This is a genomic window from Hymenobacter sp. R533113, assembly GCF_056835965.1.
In genome coordinates this window covers 864,832-887,097 of record NZ_JAKWBD010000013.1, presented here as the reverse complement: position 1 = coordinate 887,097, position 22,266 = coordinate 864,832, and the positions used below count along the sequence as shown (strand labels likewise).

The following is a 22,266-nucleotide window of genomic DNA, read 5'->3' as shown; positions in this document are numbered from 1 at the left end:
ATCCGTCTGTTCGCTTGGCCTGCGCCAGGTCATCCAAAACGACTGTTAATTGATAATTGTTGAATGACACCTACTCGTCGATATTAAACTTATAGCCCACGCCCTTAATGGTTTGGATATGATGGTCGCCAACTTTTTCGCGCACTTTGCGCACGTGTACATCCACGGTGCGAGCGAGTACGAATACATCATTGCCCCAAATATTCTGGAGCAACTCTTCGCGGCCGAATACCTTGTGAGGCGCAGCAGCTAAGAAAGCCAATAGCTCAAACTCCTTCTTGGGTAATGATATTTTGCGCCCGTCCTGATACACGGCAAAGCCGGTACGGTCGATGCGCAAACCGTTGATTTCGATAGTGTCCAGCACCACTTGCGGGTCTTTATCGCGGCGCACGAAGGCGGCCAAGCGGCCCATGAGGGCGCGCGGCTTGATGGGTTTAGCAATGAAATCGTCGGCGCCAGCCTCGAAGGCAGCTACTTCCGAGAATTCTTCGGCGCGGGCCGTCAGGAAGATGATGTACGTGTCTTTGAACTTAGGCAAGGTCCGCAGCTGCCGGCAGGTATCAATGCCGTCGAGGTGAGGCATCATCACGTCGAGCAGCACGATGTCAGGCTCAAACTGGGGGGCAATTTCAAGGGCTTTGCGACCATCGGGAGCGGTAGCCACGTCGTAGCCTTCTTTGCGCAGGTTGTACTCCAGCAGCTCTACAATGTCCGGGTCATCATCGACTACCAGAATCTTGTAGGCATTGGGGGCGGCGGTTGGTTGCACAGGGCAGGGGGTTGAGTCAGAAGATGCTGTCGACTACAAAAATACCGCTTGCCAAGGCCAACCTAATGTTACCTTTTTGTGAACTACCTCGGCCAGTAGTGTACTCAAGGATTAGCACCAGCGCGAGCTACCATATTCAAACGATGCTTTAAGCCCTGATATTTATACATGTCCACCTTTACGGCACCTACAAACATCTCAGCCTGAATGAGTACTGGAATCTTGTTGCGGTCATCGGAAAGGTAGACAGAAACACCGTCCTCCCCGCGGAAAAGCTTGTTGGGGGGCATTTTTGGTACCAAGCGAATAGCGCGGATGACGCCCGCCTTTGTCTCTACCGTTTCGCGGCCTTTGTACACCACGTCCATGTTGTACACTTCGTTACTGAAAAACCCCTGCACCCGAATTACTTCGCCTACGCGGCGCTGGTCATAATTGAGAGTGCGGAGAAAGTAGAAGCCGCTTACCAGGTCCTGTATATTCTCCGGTACTTTGTGGGCGCCACGCTTCACGGGGTCCTTCTCTTTCTTGCGCGACTCTACGCTGGCTATGTTCTTATAATGGTCGAAGTCAACAGTTTCACGCTTGCGGTAAGTGTTCTCCTCAATGTTGCGGTAAAAGCGCTGGGGCAAGATGCTGGTCGTATCGATGAAAGTGCGCCAGGTGTCGCGGACACGCAGGAAAAAGTCGAAGGAGCCTAATGTGCGGCCCGTTACGGTAGCCTGGTAGCAAGGCCGGTCATTGATGCGCTGCAAAGAGCTGGAAACTTCAATAGTAGCTTCGGCCGCGTTTATTAGCCCGTAATGCACTTTATAATGCATCTTCTCGCCCCTTACGAAGCTGGTGTTCTTGATAGCGCGGGACCCATCGGCCGGCTGCCAGGCCAGCAGCGCCAGCAACGGCAGCAAAAGCGGGAAAAGTAGTAACCAGCGGCGAGTCATGAAGGGCAAACCAAAAAGTGATTCAACTGACACTAAGTCAAATGAAATGCCAGCAAATATATCCTTAACCCTGCGAACGTCCGGCAGAACAGGACTTGGCGAAACGTCAACGCTTAAAAACGAGTTGCACGACGGCGCGGATTGCAGCTAACACTCAACGGGGCAAGACAGTAGCTTATTGCTGAACAAAAAAGCCCCTCAGAAGTCATCTGGGGGGCTTTTTTGTTTTACAAAAAGTCAAAAATGATTTAGTCGTCGTCTTCGTCAGTCGACTCATCGGTAGGAATGGCAGCCAGTGCAGCAGCGGGCTCACCTTTCACCATTGCCCGAATTTTGGCCTCGATTTCATCAGCCAGCTCGGGGTTGTCGTGCAGAATGGTTTTTACACCCTCACGGCCTTGACCCAAACGGTCGCCGTTGTAGCTAAACCAGGAGCCCGACTTAGCGATGATGTTCATATCAACGCCCAGGTCGAGAATCTCGCCGACTTTGGAAATACCCTCGCCGTAGATGATATCGAACTCAACCACTTTGAAGGGCGGCGCTACTTTGTTCTTCACCACCTTCACCTTCGTGCGGTTGCCGGTTACGTTGTCCTTGTCTTCCTTGATCTGGCCAATACGGCGAATATCAAGCCGTACGGAGGCGTAGAATTTCAGCGCGTTACCACCGGTGGTCGTTTCGGGCGAACCGAACATAACCCCGATTTTCTCACGCAGCTGGTTGATAAAAATACAGCAGCAGCCAGTCTTGTTGATCGTACCGGTGAGCTTGCGCAGGGCTTGGCTCATCAAGCGGGCGTGCAAGCCTACTTTCGAGTCGCCCATGTCGCCTTCCAGTTCACCTTTCGGTACCAGCGCAGCTACGGAGTCAATAACGATGATGTCGATGGCACCGCTGGAAATCAACTGATCAGCAATTTCAAGAGCTTGCTCACCGTTGTCGGGCTGCGAAATGAGCAGGTTTTCGGTGTTGATGCCCAGCTTCTCGGCGTAGGCGCGGTCGAAGGCGTGCTCGGCGTCGATGAAAGCGGCCATGCCACCTTTCTTCTGCGCTTCCGCAATGCAGTGCAGCGTCAGCGTGGTTTTACCGCTCGACTCAGGACCGTAAATCTCTACGACGCGGCCGCGGGGCAAGCCACCAATGCCGAGGGCAATATCCAGCCCGAGCGAGCCGGTGCTGATAGCAGGAATATCAACGACTTTGTTGTCGCTCAATTTCATGACGGTGCCTTTGCCATAGCTTTTGTCGAGCTTGTCCAGCGTGAGCTGGAGAGCTTTCATTTTTTCGGCGTTGGCGTTGACAACTTTGTCAGTGGATGCAGCCATTAGAATGGGGTTGGGGTATAAATGCTTAGGTTTGGTGAAATTAGGCTTTTTAGGCCGTTTTTGCAAGTTGGAAGGCTGCTTTCTAGGTGCCAGTTAGGGCTATTTAGGTCGGCTTTGGGTAACAGAGCTAACCTATATTTTGTGCCCGCAATGCTAAAAATATTTGCTGATTCTGGGAAAAATAAATAATGCTAAAATTTTTGTCAAAGGTAGTCATTGATACCCAGATCAAACCGGTTTTATGGCCATCAGTTAGCCTGATCTTTAGTTTGTTGCTAAGCAGCTTGCCGGTAGCTGCTCAGCTTGATAATCACGCCTTTCAATACTCTTTGCCTGTTAAGCCCGAGTACGAAGGCCAGCTTCGGGTAGCCGTGCAGGGATTCCTGTTTACCAAGGATAACGAGTATTTCAACAAAATAGACGAGGGCCGAACCTATTATGGTACGCAGCTGGCCCCGCGCCTTGTATACTTTCCCAACGTCAACATACGCTTGGAGGCCGGCATCTTTTTGTATAAAGACTACGGCACGTCGCGCCTGCGGCAGGTGCGGCCCGTGTTTACGGCCAAGTACCAAAATGGTCCCCATAGCTTCTTATTCGGCAATATCGAAGGGCACTTGCAGCACGACTACATTGAGCCGCTGTTCGATTTTGAGCGCGTGATGACCAACCGGCTGGAAGAAGGCATGCAGTACAAGCTCCAGACCAACCGCGTGAAGCTCGACGCCTGGGTTGACTGGCAGCGGCAGCAGTACCGATTCAGCAACTTCCAGGAGCAGGTAGCCGGCGGCCTCACCTCCGAAGTCACGGCTTACCAGGATTCGGCGGGCTGGCGGCTGAGCGTAGTGCCGCTACAGTTTCTGGCGATGCACCGTGGGGGGCAAATTGATACGATTGCCACGCCTTTACAAACCCTGTTCAACTTCGCTACCGGCCTGCGGATGCGGCGCAAGTTGTCAGCCACCGGCTTCGTGCGGGCGCTGCATTTCGACGGTTACGTTACGCACTTCACTGACTACTCTTTTACGGAAGTTTTGCCCTACAACAAGGGCAACGGCCTGTACCTGAACGCGGGCGTGAATACGCGCCTCTCCAATATTATGCTCAGCTATTGGTCGGGTAATGGTTTTATTTCCCCCCAGGGTGGGCGGCTATATCAGTCCATTTCCAGCACCGTCAATAACTCCGACTTCACACAGCGCCGCCGCGAGCTACTCATTCTTCGCATGTTCAGCGACTTCCATTTGCCCGGCAACATCCTGCTGACGACCCGCTTCGAGCCGTTCTATGACCTCAATCGCCGCCAGATAGAGTTTTCGTTTGGCACGTATCTGAACTTCAATCAGGAGTTTTTTCTGACCATGTTACGGCGGGCCGACTAACCTAAACGCAAGCTTTTTCTGTCCCAAAGAAGCGTATCAGGGTCGGTCAAGCGCGAAATGAAGAATGTCGGACTCTTTCTCTGATTTTCGGACTGACCACAATCTGGTTTGGTGTGGCACTGGCTGAAAGCCGCTTGCTACAGCTACCGCACAACTGCGCGGATTATTGACTCGGCAACGGATAACCAGGCGGTCGGCGTTGATAATGGAGCTAAAGCCGAGCTGTACGGCTGCCGTTAGTGCCTCCCGAGCGTACCCATGTCCTTCGGCCTCCAAAGCGAGGTAGTACCCAATTTCGGCCGTGATAGTTCGGGCCCAAGTCGGCTTCAGACTGATATCGCCCAAATATTGTCCCCCGGCCGTGTGCCAGATGCCCAGCACAAACATCCGTTTAGTGTGCCAATCCTGGTCGAAGGACTCCAAAATGCGGCCAGCGTCAGCTAGTGTCTGAACGGCGGCCAGGCGGGCTGGAAATGCTTCCTGAAGTCGGGTACGATCCTTTTCAAGAACAGCGAAAAATGCCGCTTCATCCGAAGACACATAGGGCCGAAGCGTGAGGTGGGGCGTGAGCAAAGGCAAGCGGGCCGGAGAAAGTGGCAGATCGGCGGCGTACATAATTCGGCGAAAGCAACAAGCTACCCTACGCGCAAACCAGGCTCTGGGATGATAGAAGCAAGGCAATAGTAACTCCGGGGGGCAAATCCCGTTTGGTTTGAATAGCTATCAACTTAATAGAAAGGAGTTTTTCCTTCTTCAAGAAGCTATTCTCAACCTCATACAAACTGCTATGAAAAGAAGACTGGAAAGCAAAGTTGCCATTGTAACTGGCGGCGGCACCGGCATCGGTGAAGCTATCAGCAAACGATTTGCGCAGGAAGGCGCGGCCGTAGTGGTCGTGGGCCTCGATACGGACCCCGTGCGCGAAGTAGTAGACGAAATTCAAGCCCGTGGGGGCCGTGCTATCGGCTTCCTTGGCGATATTTCCCGGCAGGAAGCGGCCGAAGAATGCGTGAAACTAGCTATCCACGACTTCGGTAAGCTGGATATCCTGATCAATAATGCCGGCGTGTTTCCCGCTATTTCTACCATTGATAAATATCCGATAGACGCGTTTGAGTACATGATCAAGCACAACGTGTACTCCAACTTTATGATGACGCGCGCTGCCATTCCTTATCTGCAGAAAACGCGCGGCAATATCGTGTCGGCCGGATCGGAAGCGGGGCATATGGGTATCCCGCAAAACGCGCCGTATGGGGGCACCAAAGGCTTCGTGCACGCTTTCCAGCGCGGCGTAGCGGTGGAGCAGGCCAAGTTCGGGGTGCGGTCTAACATCGTTGGTCCGGGCCCTATCGACACGGCCTGGACGCACCAGGAAACCGGACCGATGACTGCTAAAATGGAAAAGCAGACGGTGCAAGGCGTACCGATGGGCCGCCGAGGCACCGCGGAGGAAGTAGCCAACGTGTATCTGTTTCTCGCTTCCGATGAAGCCAGTTACGTGACCGGCGCAACTTATTTCGTAGATGGTGGCGTAACGCTTTCCAAAGGTGCGCACGGTGACGAGGTGCCTAGCAAATTCAAGAAGGAGCCCGCCGATGATCTAGACCTACAGCATGAAAGAGACGGCCACACCAAAATTAAGTCTGAGTATAAGGCGAAAATGAACTAGCCTAGATTTAGCCTACAAAAAAGCCCCCAGATTAAGCCTGGGGGGCTTTTTTATGACTTGCAGTGCTTGCTTATGGGTGCTTGTACTGTAAGGGGCTTCCTAGAGCCTGCTGAATGCGCATGACGTTTACCTGCCGGGCAGCCTCGTTGAAATACTCAAGCCGACGGATAAGCATTTCCTTTACCAGCATACGGCCTTCCGGCGTCCGCATTACGGCTTTTTTGTCGTCCAGGACGCGTTGCATGATGGCTTCGGTTTCAGCTTCCCGCTGTAGGTACTGGTCACGAAACTCGGCCAAGCGAGCCAAACTATCGGTGGTGAGGCGGTACTGAGCGCCTCCCTGGTTCAGTACCTCACAGAGCACATATACTTCCAGTGGCAGGGAAGTAGCCAGCGTGGTGGTGCGCAAATCGAGGCCCGCTTGTAAGGCATCCAGAATAATAGCAATGTTGCGCTCGAATTGCTGGTAATAACCGGAAGCTTCCATTTTTTCAATTAACAGTTAACATTGATCATTTAACAGCCGTGCGGCGTATCATCACGCATTTTAGGGCAGATTCTGGCTGATATCCACCTGTTAAATGTTAAATGATAGTTGTTAAATGCTTAAAGGAGTTCTTTTACAATCTGTTCTACCGAAATTCCTTCGGCTTCCGCTTTGAAATTGCGCACCAAGCGATGGCGCAGAATAGGCAATGCCACGGCCCGCACATCTTCGATATCGGGTGAATACTTGCCATTGAGCAACGCGTTGCATTTGGCCCCCACAATCAGGTGTTGCGAGGCCCGCGGCCCGGCGCCCCACTCCAGCAGCTGCGTAGCCCGCGCCGCGCCCCGATCTGTGTTTGGACGGGTTTTATGCACCAAGTTAACGGCGTATTCTACCACATTATCGGCCACGGGTACGCGGCGCACCAAATGCTGAAACGCCTGAATGTCGTCGCCATGCAATATTTTACTCACCGTGGGACGGTGGTCAGAAGTCGTGTTTTTCACGATCTGCAACTCAGCTTCGTAGCTAGGGTAGCCGAGCTGGATATTGAACATGAAGCGGTCGAGCTGGGCTTCCGGTAGGGGATAAGTACCTTCCTGCTCAATCGGATTTTGGGTCGCCAGCACAAAGAAAGGCCGCTCCAGCGGGTAGCGCTGCCCAGCCACCGTTACCGAGTATTCCTGCATGCTTTCCAGCAATGCCGCCTGCGTCTTGGGTGGGGTGCGGTTAATTTCGTCGGCCAGCACGATGTTGGCAAACACAGGCCCTTTCACGAAGTGAAAATCGCGCTGCTGATTCATCGTTTCCGAGCCCACAATGTCGGAGGGCATCAGGTCGGGAGTAAACTGAATGCGGTTGAACGACAAGTCGAGCGAGTCGGCAATAGTCTGGATGAGCAGCGTCTTGGCCAGGCCCGGCACACCTACCAGCAAGCAATGGCCCTGCGAAAACACGGCCGTAAGCACCAGGCGTACTACCTCATCTTGGCCAATGATAATTTTACCGATTTCCTGCCGTAGGGCCTGGTAAGACTGAGCCAACGCGTCGGCGGCTTCTTTATCAGAAGAGAAATTTCGCATGTAAGGAGGGGGAGACATGAGTGCAAAGAAGTGAGAGGCGAGACTTTGTTGTGGCATAGCACGTCAGAACAAAGTCTCGCCTCTCACTTCTTTGCACTCGCTTCTATACTTAATTAACCGCATTAAGTAGCTTACAGCCAGCGTACTGCGGGTCTACTTCAATATAGACGTCGCCGCGATTCTTCTTAAACCACTCATCCAGGGCCTTGTTTTTCTTCTCATTAAGAGCAGCTGCCGCGATTTTCTGGTAGTCGTCCTGCAGGTTAGCCTGGTGGGGCGGGTTATTCGATTTCAGCCATAGAATACGCATGGCATCCTTGCCATCGTCGGTGCGGTAGGGCATGGGGGGCGTAATGCTGCCCACTTTCATGGTATCGATAGTGAAGAAGATGGCCGGATCAATCTTATCCAGGGGAAGGTAGTTGCTCCGGTCCTGGGGGTTCTGAATCAGGCCGCCGTTGCCGCTAGTGTTCTTGTCGTCGGAGAAATCTTTGGCCGCTTTGGCAAACGTGATGCTATCAGCCAGAATGCGCTTGCGAACCTTGCTAAGCTGCACGGCTGCCTCGCTCACGTCGGAAGTGCCCGTATTAGGCTTAAGCAGAATATGGCGAGTGCTGAAGGTCTCACCTTTGCGCTCGATAAGCTGGATAAGGTGAAAGCCAAACTGCGACTCCACGATGGGCGACATCTGGCCCGGCTCCAGACGTAAAGCGGCAGCCTCATACTCGGGTACCAACTCGCGGCGCTTAAAAAAGCCCAGATAGCCACCCTCCGCGGCCGAGCCGGGGTCCTGCGAAAACTCTTTGGCCAGCTTCTCGAAGCTTTCACCGGCCTGAATGCGCCCGCGAATATCGTTGAGTTTGGCCTGCGCTTCCTGCTTGGCCTTCTGGTTTACTTGCGCGAACTTAATAATCTGGCCTACCTCCACTTCGGTTGAGTAGTAAGGCAAGCTGTCCTTCGGAATGCGGTTAAAAAACTGCTTTACCTCCCGAGGTGTCACGGTCACTTTGCCGGAAATCTCTTCCTGCATCTTCTGCTGAACGAGCTGCTCCTTCACCTGCGGCCGCAAATCGTCTTTGAGCTGCTTGATGGGCTTTTTGTAATACTCTTCCAGCTTCTGCTCCGAGCCAATCTGCTGCACGAAATACGCCATGCGCCGGTCGAGCTCACCTTTCACCTGGTCGTCCTCGACTACTACGGAGTCAACCTCGGCTTTGGCCAGCATGAGCTTGTTCAGCACGATGCTCTCCAAAATCTGGCACTTCACATCCGGGGGCAGCGGTTTGCCTTCAGCGCGCGCTACTTCTTGCTGATAGATATTTTCGAGGTCGGAGCGCAAGACAATCTGATTGTCCAGCTTCACGATGATGGCGTCTACGGTTTGACGCCCTACTGGCCGGGCCAAGCCCAGCTGAGCGAAGCCAGTGCTAACCGCACCTACAAGCAAGCCACCGCTCAACAGCGCTACACGAGCCGCCGTACGAAATAATTGAGTCATGTAATTCAGAAAATAAGAGGCTGAACAGCAAAGAGTATTCAGCCCAACGGCTATCGAAACGCAAAAAGCCGCCGGTAAATTTCAACATAAATCCCTTCTCTGGCAAAAAGCTGGGTTTGAAGCCGGAAAAGAGCGTTTCGGAGTAAAGAGACCTTATTGTCGGCTAACGTTGCGCGGTCCACCAACTTTTGCTGAGTCATAGCAAACGCGTTCCTTGCTCAAGGTTATAAACGAAAAAGCCCCCCAGAAAACGGCCGCCTTTGCTGGGCTCTCTGGGGGGCTTTTTCCGGCAGCTTCGCCAGCTTATTTGGTTATCAGCTTATTTACTTCTGTCTGATTGACCTGCACCGGGTACTGGGCGCGCAGTTGCGTCAACCATTGCTTTTCCAAGTAGTTCTGGTAGTCGGAAGTAGCCTGGCCACGCGTCTCAGCCAGCGTTTTAGGTCCGGCGGGCAGTGCTTTCTCAATCGTAACAGCATAGAAACGGCCATCTTTCTGCACTGGGTAAGTGCCTGGGCCCCGGTCCATTACCTCATCTACTACCTTGTTGTCGCCCTTCTGAAAGCTTTGCTGGGTGATTTGCACAGCCAGGGGATTCTTGCTGTTGTAGCGACGCTCTATAGTAGCTGGGTCGCGGGTGTAGCCACGAATGTAAACAGCATCCGCTGAGCCAGCCTGGGCCTGTTTTCTGTCAATCGTTACATTCGCTATGATCTTAGCAGCCTTAACGCTTTTATTTATTAGAAAAGCTTTGACACGTTCCGTTCTCTGACGCGCTAACGCCGTAGTGGCATTCGGCTTCTGATAGCTTATGACAGTGATAAACAAAGTAGTATCAGTTGCCATTTTGTCGGCCAAGGATTCCAGCGTGGTAGCGCTGGCTGGCGTTAATGTAGCCGTCCGGGCCTGAAAGCTTATGCTGGCTGGAATGCCCTCCGCCGTCGGCATTGATGTATCTTTACCAAACAACATCTGTACATTTTCGCGTATTTCAGGCGAGGCCGCGCTGATCAGGCGGGCCTGCACCCGCGGTCCCCACTGATAATTGGCCTGGTTAGCCGTGAAAAATTGCTGCAAGCCCACCGTATCGGTCAGTGCCTTTGACCACACTTTCTCATCCATCAATTGGAAAAGCAATATGCCGTCGCGATACTCTTTTACCAGCATGCGGTAGTCCTCGTACTTGGTATCGAGGTTGGTTTTTTCAAATTCTGTCAGGCTTTGGTCTATGTACTGATCGTAGAGCTGCTGCATAACAAAGCGCGGATCGGCGCCGGCGCGCGGGCGCTGACTCTGTTGCACATAGGCCAGAAAATCCTTGATTGAGTAAGCTTTGCCCTTAATGGTAAACAAGGGAGCATCGCCGCTCACTGTCGTCTCGCCTTTTTTGCGCTTGCCACTCGGAAATTTGCTTAGAAACGTTTCTGACTTGAAACGACCATTAACCAGCGCCGTATCGGCCTGCGCTAGTAAAGCGTCACGCACGGGGGGCATTTCTCCGAACTGATTCTCCTGCCGGATGCGCTTGAGAAAGGCCGCACGGTTTAGCTCTGAGCGCGAGTCTTTGGCAACTTTGCTCTTGAGCATAGGGGCCATGGCCTCAAACGTGGGCACTGGCTGCTTTTCAATGAGCTTGATGATGTGCCAACCATAGGGCGTCTGGACTGGCGCTGCGATGTCGCCGGGCTTCTGCAGCTTAAAGGCTACTTCCTCGAAGCTCGGAATCATGCGCCCGGTGCCAAACGCGGGCAACTCGCCACCATTGGCGGCCGAGCCGGCATCTTCCGAAAACTGCGTTACCAGCTTGTCCCAGTCTTCGCGCCGACGCAAGCGGGAGTACAGCTCGTCCACTTTCTTTTTAGCGGTTACGGAGTCGGCCTTGGGCATGCCGGGCGTGGCCCGGAGCATAAGGTGGGCCACTTTTATCTCACCTTGAGCCGGCCGCACGTCATTCACCTTAATCACATGGTAGCCAAAGCGCGTCCGAACTGGTGCCGATACATCGCCTGCTTTTGTCTTATACGCTACGTTCTCAAATGGATAGACCATTTGCATAGCGGTAAAGTAGCCTAGCTGCCCGCCATTGTCACGCGCCGAAGGGTCTTCGGAAGCCTGACGAGCTACCTGATTGAAGTTTTCACCGCTGGTAACGCGCTGGCGCAATGCTACTGCCTTTTGATAGGCTGCTAAGGTATCGCGAGGGTCAGCGTCGGGAGCCACGCGCACCAGAATATGGGAGGCGCTGATCTCCTTGCTCAGCCGATCGTAAGCTTCCCGCACAAGCTGGTCGGTTACGCTTTTCTCGGTAAGGTAAGGCTGGGCCAGTTGCTGCTTGTAGCCGTCCAGCTCACGCTGGAAAGCCTGCGTGGTATCGATACCACGCTGCTCGGCTTCCAGCACCTTCAGCTTGAAGTTAGTGTACAGATCCAGGTATTCCGTCACGTTGGCACGGGTTCCGTAGTCGGGAGCCGTGGCGTTATTTTTTCGGTATACGTAGGCGAATTCTGAGGCTGGTACTATCTGCTTCCCCAGCGTGACTACCGCCGGTTGCTTGGCAGTGGAAGTGGTTGATTTGGTAGACTGGCATCCGATGGCCAGTAGCGCGCCGGCCGCGAGGCTGGCGTACAAAATGCGTTTGGGCATAAAGAAAAGAAGATTCGACACAAACAATAACTCTGCTATGACCCTGAAGGCCGAGTCGTTGCCAGATGCAATTTTACGGATTTTTTCGGCCTAACGCAGCGCCTTATCAAACTGAGCGTGTACAAAAAAGCCCCCCAAGGTACTGGGGGGCTTTTAAAAATCAGAACGTTGGGCTACACCACTTTCTTGTAGAGCCGACAAACATTGTGGTTGCCGGAGGAAGAAAACTCCACGCGGTCCATGATGCGGTTGACCAGTGCCATGCCTACGCCGCCCTTCTTACCCGTGCGGATATGTTCCAGCAAATCGGGCTCCCGAAAGCTCAACGGCTGGTAAGATTCCTTGCTGTCATCCTCTATCTCGACGCCGAACATGTGGTCTTCCATGGCGAGCTTGAGTTGCAGATACTGCGATTCGTTCTCTGCGTTGGCGTGAATGATCAGATTAGCTACGACCTCATCAACAGCCAGCACAATCTGATTGACGTGCAATTCGGACAAGTGATAAACGGACAGATAGGCGCTCACGAAGTCGCGCACTATTTTCAGGTTGTCCCGGCTACAACTTATGCGAATTACGTTCTTCATCCCCTCTTTATGCTGTCAAACTTAAATAGCAGTAGCCTCCGATTCGGAAGGCACGATGGTCATCAGCGTATCTAACCCCAGAATCTCAAATACGTTGTGCACCTTTTCCTGCATGTTGAAAAATACCAGCTTGACATTGGCATCCTGGAAGCGCTGTAAGTGAGAAATGAATACGCCAAGGCCCGCAGAAGAAATGTAGTTCAAGCGCTGGCAATCAATTAATACTTTCTGATAATTCAGGATTTCGGGCTTAGTTAGCTCTGTGTCAAGAATCACAGAAGAGCTAGCATCCAACTCGCCGTCGAGGCTGAGCGTGAGCGTATGCGCGGTAATTTGCTGTGTGATTTTCATAGAAGCCATCTACGTCAGACGGTTGGTTCTGGTTGGGACGCCCGGAACTTGATAACTAGCAAGGTCTGGTCGTCGTGCATTGGTTGGCCACGGCTGAATTCAGCCAGGTCTTCCAGAATCATATTTTTGATTTCATCAGCCTCCAGGTAATACGTGCGCTCTAGCATCTGTTGCAGGCGCTCCTCACCGTATTCTTCCTTATTTGCCCCCCGCGCCTCCACAATGCCATCCGTGTAGATTACCATTACGTCGCCGGGGTTGTAATCGTAGAACTGGTTCTTAATATGTTTCTCGTAGGAGTCGTGGCGAATAATACCCAGTCCTAGGCCCGCCGTGTGGAAGTAGGATACTTCCTCCTTTGATGGAATGATAATATAAGGTATGACAATGGCCGGCCCGTGCAAAAACGAAGCCACGGTTCTCATAGTCTATTATATATAGAGATGCTGTAATAAAAGACGACTTTTCGAGGCAGTGGACCAAGGCCTTATTGGCCATGGCCATAAACTTGCTGGGCACCGGAAACTTCTCGCGCTCATTGCGGGCCAGTGGGTTCTCCTGCATCAAAGCGTGAAAAATACCTTTCATCTGGGCCATGTGAAAAGCCGCCGTAATGCCCTTACCCGACACATCACCAATAAGAATAGCGAGGCGCTGACCCGGCAAGTGTAGAAAGTCATAAAAATCGCCCCCTACTTCCTTGGCGGCTAGCGCATGCGAGCTGATTTCAAACCAGTTGTCAATGGGCAAATCTTTTGGAATCAAGCTTTCCTGCACAGTGGAAGCAATTTTAAGCTCCTCCTGCACGCGCTCATTCTGAATAGAAGCCGCTAACAATTGTAGGTTCTCAATGCTAAGAATCGTCTGACTGGTGAAAGTTTGCAGAATGCCCAAATTCTCACGGTCGAAGCCCTGCGGCTGGGTCTTCAGCATATACAAAGCTCCGTACTGGCGCTTCGCGGAGCGTAAAGGCATCACGATAAGCGAACCAAAAGGCAGGCCCAAACTGCGAAAGCCGCTGCTATTCGGCAGGTCATTGTTCAGGTATTCGATGTGCCCCAGGTTATAATCGGCCAGCAGCCCCCGAATGGCCGTGCATTGCTCCTCCGTAATATGGTAGCGCTGGCCTTTATAGGCCTCGTCGCTTGCTTCTACATCGAGCCAGGCAGCATCGGCTTCCACGGTTTGTACGGTAGCATCGAAGAGCATGCTGTACACGTCTTCTTCCGTCTGACCACGCTGAATAAGCTGCGTGAGGCGCTGCAAACTCAGTATTTCCTCCCGCTTCTGCTCAAAGACGCCCGCCGTAGGCAAATTAAAGAACGTAACAAATAGCCCCATCACGGCAAAGAAAGCCGCGAAGAACACTGTGAGCAGTAAGAAAGCATGCTGAGATTCGGGAGCTAGCAGCTTGGGGTCGTATTGAATCCGCACGAAGTAGGCCACAAAAATGGTCATGCACAGCAGGATAGCCAGTTGCATAAATATTACCTCCCACTTCTGCCGCCGGTTCAGATATGCCACCCATTTCTGGTTGCCGCTCAGGTACACGCCAAAAATGGCTAACCCCCCAATAATCAGCAGCGATACCAGAGTAGGCAGCTGCCAGCCCATCAGCCGAAAAAGCAGCGTACTACCTAGTAAAATCTCAAAAAGCTCCCACTCGCGGCGTAACCTTGCCGAAGAGCGAAACAGCACTAAGGACCGCCATGTGTAGGTAGTGCTGGCTAGGAATAAAATAAACAGCCCTAGATTAATCGTGTAAATGACCGCAAAAAAGGTGCGGTTACTGCTTGGCAGCTGGTACTGTATGAAGCGTTCCAGTAGGTGAAGCGCCACACAAATGCTGGCTAGTACACCTGGTCCGAGCACCAACCGACGAAATAATCCTATAAAATCGGTGCCCCGCAATGGGTCGGGCTGGAGGCGGTAGTACACGAATACACCCACTGCAAAAACGGCTTGGGCAACTAATGTCACCCAATCAGGCGGAACTGGCAGAGAAGCCGTTGACGGCGGGCTAGCGCGAAGAAGCGTACTAACCAGCAGCACGACCCAGCTTAGCATCGTAAGGGGTAATAGCGTGGCTGTTAGCCTCTGGCTAGAGGGCATAGAGAGAAATTAAGTACAAATTTCGCGCAAGTGAGAAAAAACAGGTGAAAGCAGAAATCTTCAGCAAGATAAAGCCTTAAATAAAATAAAGTTGAGCATCTTCTTCCTTACTCACTGCAACTACTCAGGACACGATGGTTTTGAACTAGAGTAACCTAAATCTGAATGAGTAAATTATGTACAGTAGACAGCACGCTCTAAAAGAGTTTTGGCTACGTACTTGCCAAAGCTTTTTTAGTACAGATATGAGGGCGGATCAGGTAGTCGGCCGCATCCGATAGTAGACTAAGCGACCATGAAAATGCCCCCCACTGAAGTGCGAGGGGCACAGTATAATTTAATAACATCGTTTGGGTTTAGCGGCTGCTGTAGTTCGGCGACTCACTCGTGATTTGTACGTCGTGCGGATGGCTTTCACGCAAGCCAGCACCTGTGATGCGTACCATACGAGCCTCCTGCAATACGGCTATGGTAGGAGCCCCGCAGTAGCCCATGCCGGCCCGCAAACCACCGGCCAACTGGTAAAGCACCTCACTTACGCCGCCCTTAAACGGCACACGGCCGACGATACCCTCCGGTACGAGCTTCTTTACATCATCCTCTGAGGACTGGAAGTAGCGGTCTTTGGAGCCGTCTTCCATGGCTTCCACCGAGCCCATTCCCCGATAGGTCTTGAACTTGCGGCCTTCGTAAATGGTAACCTCCCCGGGGGCTTCCTCGGTGCCCGCCAGCATAGAGCCAATCATGACGGAGGAGGCGCCACCGGCTAAGGCCTTTACCGCGTCGCCCGAAAACTTCACGCCCCCATCGGCAATAAGTGGTACGCCGGTGCCTTCCAAGCCACGCGCGGCCTCAATTACAGCTGTAAGCTGCGGCACTCCGATACCCGCGATAATGCGGGTAGTGCAGATAGAACCGGGTCCTACGCCTACTTTCACCGCGTCGGCGCCGGCATCAGCTAGGGCGCGGGCACCCTCGGCGGTAGCTACGTTGCCGGCAATTACTTCCAGGTCGGGATAGTGTTGTTTGATGCTGCGAACGGCATCTAATACGCCTTTGGAATGGCCATGGGCCGTGTCTACACTCACTACATCGACTCCGGATTGCACCAGAGCTTCTATGCGCTCCAGCAGATCGGGGGTTACGCCTACGGCGGCACCTACGCGCAGGCGACCAAACAGGTCCTTGCAGGCGCGCGGCGTGCGGCGGCGTTTGCGAATGTCTTTGTAAGTAATGAGGCCGGTAAGGCGGCCTTGCTCATCCACGACGGGCAGTTTTTCGACTTTAAACTCCTGCAACAAGTCCTCCGCCTGCGCCATGTCGGTGCCGGTAGCCGCCGTTATCAGGTTCTCGCGGGTCATTACCTCGGCCACGGAGCGCTCCATGTCCTTTTCGAAACGCAAGTCGCGGTTAGTCAGGATGCCTTTAAGATGCCGTTGCTCGTCGATGATCGGGATACCGCCAATCTTATGCTGGCGCATGAGTTGCTTGGCGTCGCCGAGAGTAGCGGTTTCGGACAGCGTAAACGGGTCCAGAATCATCCCGCTTTCTGAGCGCTTCACCCGGCGCACCTGCTCGGCCTGGGCCTTGATGCTCATGTTCTTATGAATGATTCCGATGCCGCCCTCCTGAGCCATCGTAATAGCCAGCTCATACTCGGTAACGGTATCCATAGCTGCCGACACGAAGGGCAGGTTCAGGCGGATATTCCGGGTAAGTTGGGAGCTGGTGTCGGCGTCGCGGGGCAATACCTCCGAATAGGCAGGTAGCAGCAGAACGTCGTCGTAGGTAAGGGCCTCGAAGGCAATTTTGGCAGATTGGTCAGCCATGGCAACAAGAAGATTAGGTGACTCTTATTGCCGGGTAAAGCTACGACGAAAAGTTGGGTTACGTCATTGAGATTGAGAATCTTCTCATTATTAAATGGTGAAGGAACCCACCAAAGTGGCCATTGCTAGGCGTATTTTTTCAAGAGTTGCCCCCACCAATTCCAGCTTGAGCGAAGGCCCAGACAGTCCTAGCCAAGCGGTACGGAACGAGGTGTGCCGCCTTACTTCAGGCCATTCTGCCGGCGCGTGCCCCGCATCGGTTCCGCTTCCAGCGGATTATCGGGCCAGTAGTGCTTCGGATAACGTCCGCGCATATCCTTGCGCACTTCAAAGTAGCCTGTGGCCCAGAAGCTGCGCAAATCCCGCGTGACCTGTACTGGCCGGTAGCCGGGCGAAAGCAGGTGCATGGTAAGCGGAATTTGCCCCCAGCCACTCGTGGAGTATCCAGCAGCCCAAAAACCTCCTGTAAACGCACGGCTAGCGCGGGGGCTGCGGGGTTGGAGTAATCAACACGAATGCGCGAGCCGGTAGGCACCACAACGTGGGCAGGCGCTAGGCGGTCCATCTCTTGGCGCTGGGACCAGCCACCGGGCAGCCAGCTCGACAGCACCTCATTTAAGTCCAGCCGGTTTACCTCCGTGAGGGAGCGCAGGCCGGTAAGAAAAGGCCCCAGCCACTCGGTTAAGTGCAGAAGCAAAGCCGCATCCGATACATCGGGCCACTCCGCAGGACTTGCCTGCTGTAAGAAAGCCAGCCGTTCGCGCAGATGTTGGGCTTCCTCGGTCCAAGGTAAGCGCTGAATGCCCTGGCGGCGTAACCCATTCAGCAGCGCTTCTTCTACCGCCGATGGATCAGGTTGAGAAAGTGCCTGATCGGTGAGAATTAACGCGCCCAAGCGACGCAGACGACGGGCTATTACCCGCCCGGCCGCATCATCCCAGCGTACTTCCTCTTCACTGGTAATAAGCTCGGGAAAATGTTGTTCCAACTCGGCTCGGTCTAAGGGGGCGGCCAGTACGGCACGCGGCGCGGCGGCATTGCCATCTAAGTGAGCCACAGCAAAAAACACGGCTTCCTGGCTGAAATGCTCAGCGGGCAATACGGCGCGCTGACCAGTTACGAGGCGGACGCGCTCGGGCGTTTCGCGCTGGGCAAGGCGGTCGGGGTAAGCTAAGGCAGCTAATAGCCCGGCCGCATCCGGCTCGATGAGAGAGTTGGGAACAGCAGCCCGGTTTCGAAGCACGGCAGCAGCCTCCCGCACCCGATGCAAGGCTCCATTATCGGGCACTAAACCGGGCAGAGGAGCGCGGCCGGTCATTAAGGCTTCAAGGCGCAGGCGCAAATCGGGTGGGGCGGGGGTGCTGTCGGCAGGGCGCAGTAAGTCGCGCTCAGTAAGCAACGCGGCTAAGGCGCAGGCTGTGGAGCCGTGCCCCGCTTCTTTGCCCCGCAATACCAGATGCCCTAAACGGGGCACTAAGCCCAGGCCAGCCAAAGCACGGCCATGCGGCGTGGGAGGACCGGGGGCAAAATGGCTCCCAACCTGACCAGCAAATCGCGGGCCTGCGCTAGAGCCGCAGCCGGTGGTGCATCGAGCCAGCGCAACGCGGCCGGATCATAGGTTCCCCAAAGCGCCAGTTCCAGGGCCAGACTGCTCAAGTCGGCGGTAAGGATTTCGGGGGGCAAATGTGCCGGATGCTCCGCGTGCTCGGCTTCAGTCCAGAGGCGCACACAGGTTCCCGGACCCAGACGGCCGGCACGGCCGCGGCGCTGGTCGGCCGCAGCCTTACTTACGGGCACGGTTTGCAGCGTGCTTAAGCCCGTGCGCGGCTCAAAGTGGGGCACCCTGGCATAACCTCCGTCTATCACCACCCGCACACCTTCAATAGTCAGGCTGGTTTCGGCGATGCTGGTGGCCAGCACGATTTTGCGCCGCCCCGTGGGGGCAGGCCGAAGAGCCGCATCCTGCTGCTCGGCGGGCAATTCGCCATGCAAAACGTGCACATCAACAACAGGTGCCAGCGTGCCGGCCAGGCGCTCCGCCACGCGGCGCTGGTCAGCCAGACCGGGCAAAAACACCAGCACGTCGCCGAGCGGATGCTGGGCCAGGGCTTCGCGAATGGCCGTTGGCACCAGGGCCGTCAGCCGTTCCGTGGGTCGGTTGCCGGCCGCCGCTGCCCGGCTGGGGGACAAATATTGCGTGCTGACCGGGTGTTGCAGGCCCGCGCTTCGTACCACCGGAGCCCCGAGCCAGGTGCCCAAGCGCTCGGCTTCCAGCGTGGCGCTCATAATAAGAATCCGCAAATCTGGGCGCAGTACGGCTTGGGCATCCAGGGCCAGCGCCAGGCCCAAATCGGCCTGCACGCTCCGCTCGTGAAACTCATCGAACAGCACGGCCGCTACGCCTTCCAGGGCCGGATCATCCTGCAGCATGCGCGTCAGGATAACCTCCGTAGCGACTTCAATGCGGGTTTTGGCCGAAACCCGGCTTTCCAGTCGTACCCGATATCCTACTGTTTGCCCCACTGGCTCACCCAGAAGCTGCGCCATGCGCGCCGCCGCCGCCCGCGCCGCCAGTCGCCGCGGTTCGAGCACAATGATGCGCCCGGTGGGCGGCATCCAGGGCGCATTCAGTAACGCCAATGGCACCAGGGTCGTCTTGCCCGCGCCCGGCGGGGCCTGCAATACGGCACAAGTCATAGCGCCAAGCGTGGCCAGCAGCTCCGGCAGGGCCGCGCGAATAGGCAGATCAGGCAGTTGCAAATGGATAGGTTGCTTGAGAAATGAGAAACTGAGGATGGGAGGCGGTCAGCTCCCCTCCTTACCAAGGAGGAGATGCCGCGCCGAAGGTGCGGCTGGGGTGGTTAGGTCGTTGCCGATGTTGTTTAGTAAGTCATTTTAAAAAAGCCCTCCAATACCAGCTATCCATTGTTTGGCTGCTTATCGTTCAGCTAAACAACGAGCCCCTCCAGTAGCACCACCCCAGCTTTGGCTTCGCCAAACCGTCCCCTCCTTACTAAGGAGGGGAGCTGACCGCCTGCCGTCCCCGATTCTTTATTCCTCATTAAGCACCGCCTCTAATAAATAGCCACCGAAGGATCTACCTGTACACTCCAGGCGTGAATGCCGCCGCGCAGGTTCAGCAGGTTTGTCAGGCCGTGGCGGTGTTGCAGATAGCCCAGGGCCTGAGCCGAGCGCACCCCATGGTGGCAGATAAGCACTACCGGCCGGTCGGTGGCCAACTCCTCTACGTGCTGCGGTAGTTCGCCCAAAGGCAGCAGCAAACTGCCCGCTATGTGGCAGTATTCATACTCCTCCGGCTCGCGCACGTCCACGAGTTGCAGGGATTCGCCGCGCGCCAGGCGGGCTTGCAGATCTTGGGGCGTCAGTTCGGGGAGCATAGCGTGAGAATAGAGTTGGGGGGCAAAAATAAGGGAAGCCTTGCTACCTTCGGCCTTTCCTCCTGCCTAAAGAATAGCGCGTGGCCTTATCTGATTTGTGGTCGGGGTTGCTGGCCAGCAGCCCCATAGAGCTGGCCGGCGTAGTCACGGGCATCGCCTGCGTATGGCTGGCCGCCCGCAATTCCATCTGGAACTTCCCCACCGCGCTGGTCAGCTGCGCCCTCTACGTTATCGTATTCTGGGAGGCGCGGCTGTACTCCGACATGGCCTTGCAAGGCGTATTTATTGCGCTGGCATTTTATGGCTGGTACCAATGGCTGTACGGTGGTCCGCAGGCCCAGGAGCTGCCCGTGACGCGGGCCACGGCGCGGCAATGGACGTGGCTGAGCGCCATAGGCGTGGCTTACGCGGCGGGTGTGGGTTATGGCTTGAGCCAATACACCGATGCCGCCATTCCGTACTGGGATAGCTCCACTACCGCTATTAGCTTGGTGGCCCAAGTGCTGCTGACGCGCAAAAAAATCGAGAACTGGATACTCTGGCTGGTGGTCGATGTGGCCTATATTGGTCTGTACTGGCACCGGGAGCTTTATTTAACGGCCGGGCTGTACGCGGTGTACCTGGTGCTGGCTGCCTACGGCTACCTGGAGTGGCGTCGCCTGCTACGGGCCACCCTTCAGCCCCAAGCTGCCTGATGCTGCGCGTCGCTATTACCGGCCCCGAGTCAACGGGAAAGTCCACGCTGAGCCGCCTGTTGGCTGAGCACTATAAGACGACTTGGGCCCCCGAATATGCCCGCCAGTATTTGGAAGAAAACGGCCCCAGCTACACGCTACAGGATTTAGAGCAAATCGCCCACGGCCAGCTTGCTGCCGAAGCTGCGGCAGTGGCTACGGCCCACGAAATCGTGTTCTTCGACACCGACCTGTTGGTGATTAAAATATGGGCGGAAGACGCGTTTGGGCAGTGCCCGGCCTGGATTCAGCGCCACTTGGAGCGGCAGCGCTACGACCTGGTGTTACTCCCCGGCATTGACTTGCCCTGGGAGTTTGACTCCCTGCGCGAACACCCGCACCGGCGGCAGTATTTTTATGATTTATACTTGAGTGAACTGCGGAAGATGGGCGCTAATTATGTCGAAATAAGCGGGACAAGTAGCCAACGATTTGAGCAAGCGCGTAAGGCAGTGGATGTCCTAAAAAATCAAACTCTTTCTTCATGACTTTTTCTCTCGAAAACGACCAGTGCTGCGTGACTGTGAGCTCTTACGGGGCCGAGCTAAGTAGCTTTATCCGTAAAGATTTCAATGAGTTGGAGTACATCTGGCAGGCCGATCCGGCGGTGTGGGCGCGGCATGCGCCGGTGCTCTTTCCTATTGTCGGCCGCTTGCCACAGGATACCTACTTACATGAAGGCAAGGAGTACAAACTGCCCCAGCATGGTTTCGCCCGCGACCAGCAGTTTGCCCTTCTCAGCCAAACCAGCGACGAGCTTATCTTTAGCCTGAAGGCCAATGAAGCCTCGCACGCGTTGTATCCGTTCGATTTTGAGCTGATCATTCGCTACCGCCTGCGGGGCAACACACTGTTGGTAAATTGGCAGGTGCATAACCCAGCGGCGGAGCAGGAATTGCTGTTCAGCATTGGGGCGCACCCGGCGTTTCGGTGTCCGTTACTGCCCGACGAGCAATTCGAGGACTACTATTTTGAGTTCGATCATGCCGTCAGCTTTGAGCGGCATTTGCTTACTGGCGGCCTACTCACGGGCCAGACGGAGCCGGTGCTGGATAACCAAACGGAGTTGCCGCTAACCTACGAGCTGTTTGCCGACGATGCGCTGGTTCTGAAGAAATTCGATTTTACCCATCTCACCTTACGAAGCCGCACATCGGAGCGCGCCGTGCGCCTGCGCTTCGACGGGTTTCCTTATTTAGGTCTCTGGACTAAAGGACCGGGCGCGCCTTTCGTGTGCGTGGAGCCCTGGCAGGGAGTGGCCAGCACGGCAGGCGGGCCGCAGGAGCTGGCAGACAAAGAAGGTATCCTGAATTTGCCCCCCAGTCAGACATTTGCCACCGAATACAGTATTACGGTGGAATAACTGAACCGCAGTTCAGGTTGCACGAAAAAGCCCCCACGGCCTGCTCCAGATTGCTGTGTCAGCCACGATGACAGCGGGGGAGCG

The 22,266-nt window shown here is 54.8% G+C and carries 20 protein-coding genes and 1 pseudogene; 5 read left to right on the top strand and 16 right to left on the bottom strand.

The genetic code is table 11. From position 1 onward, the window contains the following. Positions 1-70 precede the first annotated feature (70 nt). From MKZ35_RS12960 to recA, 3 genes are all read right to left on the bottom strand, one after another. Positions 71-772: a response regulator transcription factor gene (locus MKZ35_RS12960; protein ID WP_482513690.1), complete on the bottom strand. Its 702-nt coding sequence runs from the start codon at positions 770-772 to the stop codon at positions 71-73. A 104-nt stretch (positions 773-876) separates the two neighbouring features. Then, positions 877-1,713, bottom strand: a complete 837-nt coding sequence (locus MKZ35_RS12955) for a DUF3108 domain-containing protein (RefSeq protein WP_482513689.1) — start codon at positions 1,711-1,713, stop codon at positions 877-879. A 248-nt stretch (positions 1,714-1,961) separates the two neighbouring features. Then, entirely contained in the window at positions 1,962-3,041 is a 1,080-nt protein-coding gene (gene recA, locus MKZ35_RS12950) for a recombinase RecA (protein ID WP_482513688.1), read from the bottom strand. A gap of 200 nt (positions 3,042-3,241) precedes the next feature. On the opposite strand from recA, the gene MKZ35_RS12945 reads away from it, so the two are divergent. Then, on the top strand, positions 3,242-4,423 hold the full coding sequence (locus tag MKZ35_RS12945) for a hypothetical protein (RefSeq protein ID WP_482513687.1): 1,182 nt from the start codon (positions 3,242-3,244) through the stop codon (positions 4,421-4,423). Positions 4,424-4,459: 36 nt separating this feature from the next. Here the strand turns inward: MKZ35_RS12945 and MKZ35_RS12940 are convergent, their stop codons facing one another. Further along, positions 4,460-5,038, bottom strand: a complete 579-nt coding sequence (locus MKZ35_RS12940) for a GNAT family N-acetyltransferase (RefSeq protein ID WP_482513686.1) — start codon at positions 5,036-5,038, stop codon at positions 4,460-4,462. 172 nt (positions 5,039-5,210) lie between these two features. Between MKZ35_RS12940 and MKZ35_RS12935 the strand changes: the two genes are divergently transcribed. Further along, positions 5,211-6,095, top strand: a complete 885-nt coding sequence (locus tag MKZ35_RS12935; protein WP_482513685.1) for an SDR family NAD(P)-dependent oxidoreductase — start codon at positions 5,211-5,213, stop codon at positions 6,093-6,095. 70 nt (positions 6,096-6,165) lie between these two features. Here the strand turns inward: MKZ35_RS12935 and MKZ35_RS12930 are convergent, their stop codons facing one another. The 12 genes and pseudogenes from MKZ35_RS12930 to MKZ35_RS12875 form a co-directional block, all read right to left on the bottom strand. Beyond that, positions 6,166-6,582 (bottom strand): hypothetical protein, encoded by a 417-nt coding sequence (locus MKZ35_RS12930; protein WP_482513684.1) that lies wholly within the window; start codon positions 6,580-6,582, stop codon positions 6,166-6,168. A gap of 119 nt (positions 6,583-6,701) precedes the next feature. After that, entirely contained in the window at positions 6,702-7,667 is a 966-nt protein-coding gene (locus MKZ35_RS12925) for an AAA family ATPase (protein ID WP_482513683.1), read from the bottom strand. A 109-nt stretch (positions 7,668-7,776) separates the two neighbouring features. After that, complete coding sequence (locus MKZ35_RS12920) at positions 7,777-9,165, bottom strand: peptidylprolyl isomerase (protein ID WP_482513682.1); 1,389 nt, start codon at positions 9,163-9,165, stop codon at positions 7,777-7,779. A 303-nt stretch (positions 9,166-9,468) separates the two neighbouring features. Beyond that, entirely contained in the window at positions 9,469-11,808 is a 2,340-nt protein-coding gene (locus tag MKZ35_RS12915; RefSeq protein ID WP_482513681.1) for a peptidylprolyl isomerase, read from the bottom strand. A gap of 173 nt (positions 11,809-11,981) precedes the next feature. Beyond that, on the bottom strand, positions 11,982-12,395 hold the full coding sequence (locus MKZ35_RS12910; RefSeq protein ID WP_482513680.1) for an ATP-binding protein: 414 nt from the start codon (positions 12,393-12,395) through the stop codon (positions 11,982-11,984). 21 nt (positions 12,396-12,416) lie between these two features. Then, the gene (locus MKZ35_RS12905; protein WP_482513679.1) at positions 12,417-12,746 is read right to left on the bottom strand and encodes an STAS domain-containing protein; all 330 of its coding nucleotides are present in this window, start codon (positions 12,744-12,746) and stop codon (positions 12,417-12,419) included. Between the two features lie 14 nt (positions 12,747-12,760). Then, positions 12,761-13,066, bottom strand: a complete 306-nt coding sequence (locus MKZ35_RS12900; protein ID WP_482514745.1) for a PP2C family protein-serine/threonine phosphatase — start codon at positions 13,064-13,066, stop codon at positions 12,761-12,763. Continuing rightward, positions 13,026-14,726 (bottom strand): PP2C family protein-serine/threonine phosphatase, encoded by a 1,701-nt coding sequence (locus MKZ35_RS12895; protein ID WP_482513678.1) that lies wholly within the window; start codon positions 14,724-14,726, stop codon positions 13,026-13,028. The genes MKZ35_RS12900 and MKZ35_RS12895 overlap by 41 nt, the downstream gene beginning before the upstream one ends. 488 nt (positions 14,727-15,214) lie before the next feature. After that, positions 15,215-16,687 carry an IMP dehydrogenase gene (gene guaB, locus MKZ35_RS12890; protein WP_482513677.1) on the bottom strand — a complete coding sequence of 491 codons (1,473 nt, stop codon included), beginning with the start codon at positions 16,685-16,687 and terminating at the stop codon, positions 15,215-15,217. A gap of 221 nt (positions 16,688-16,908) precedes the next feature. Further along, positions 16,909-18,005, bottom strand: a pseudogene (locus tag MKZ35_RS12885) (ATP-dependent helicase C-terminal domain-containing protein). Positions 18,006-18,160: 155 nt separating this feature from the next. Then, a complete protein-coding gene (hrpB, locus tag MKZ35_RS12880; protein ID WP_482513676.1) occupies positions 18,161-19,447 on the bottom strand; it encodes an ATP-dependent helicase HrpB in 1,287 nt (428 codons plus the stop codon). 314 nt (positions 19,448-19,761) lie between these two features. After that, positions 19,762-20,085, bottom strand: coding sequence for a rhodanese-like domain-containing protein (locus tag MKZ35_RS12875; RefSeq protein ID WP_482513675.1), 324 nt, complete (start codon positions 20,083-20,085; stop codon positions 19,762-19,764). A gap of 80 nt (positions 20,086-20,165) precedes the next feature. Here MKZ35_RS12875 and pnuC point away from each other — a divergent pair, with 80 nt between their 5' ends. From pnuC to MKZ35_RS12860, 3 genes are read left to right on the top strand one after another with little or no spacing between them, the layout of a single operon-like run. After that, positions 20,166-20,780, top strand: coding sequence for a nicotinamide riboside transporter PnuC (gene pnuC / locus MKZ35_RS12870; RefSeq protein WP_482513674.1), 615 nt, complete (start codon positions 20,166-20,168; stop codon positions 20,778-20,780). After that, positions 20,780-21,307 carry an AAA family ATPase gene (locus MKZ35_RS12865; RefSeq protein WP_482513673.1) on the top strand — a complete coding sequence of 176 codons (528 nt, stop codon included), beginning with the start codon at positions 20,780-20,782 and terminating at the stop codon, positions 21,305-21,307. Before pnuC ends, MKZ35_RS12865 begins: the two co-directional genes overlap by 1 nt. Then, the gene (locus tag MKZ35_RS12860) at positions 21,304-22,182 is read left to right on the top strand and encodes an aldose 1-epimerase family protein (RefSeq protein ID WP_482513672.1); all 879 of its coding nucleotides are present in this window, start codon (positions 21,304-21,306) and stop codon (positions 22,180-22,182) included. The genes MKZ35_RS12865 and MKZ35_RS12860 overlap by 4 nt, the downstream gene beginning before the upstream one ends. Positions 22,183-22,266: the final 84 nt, after the last annotated feature.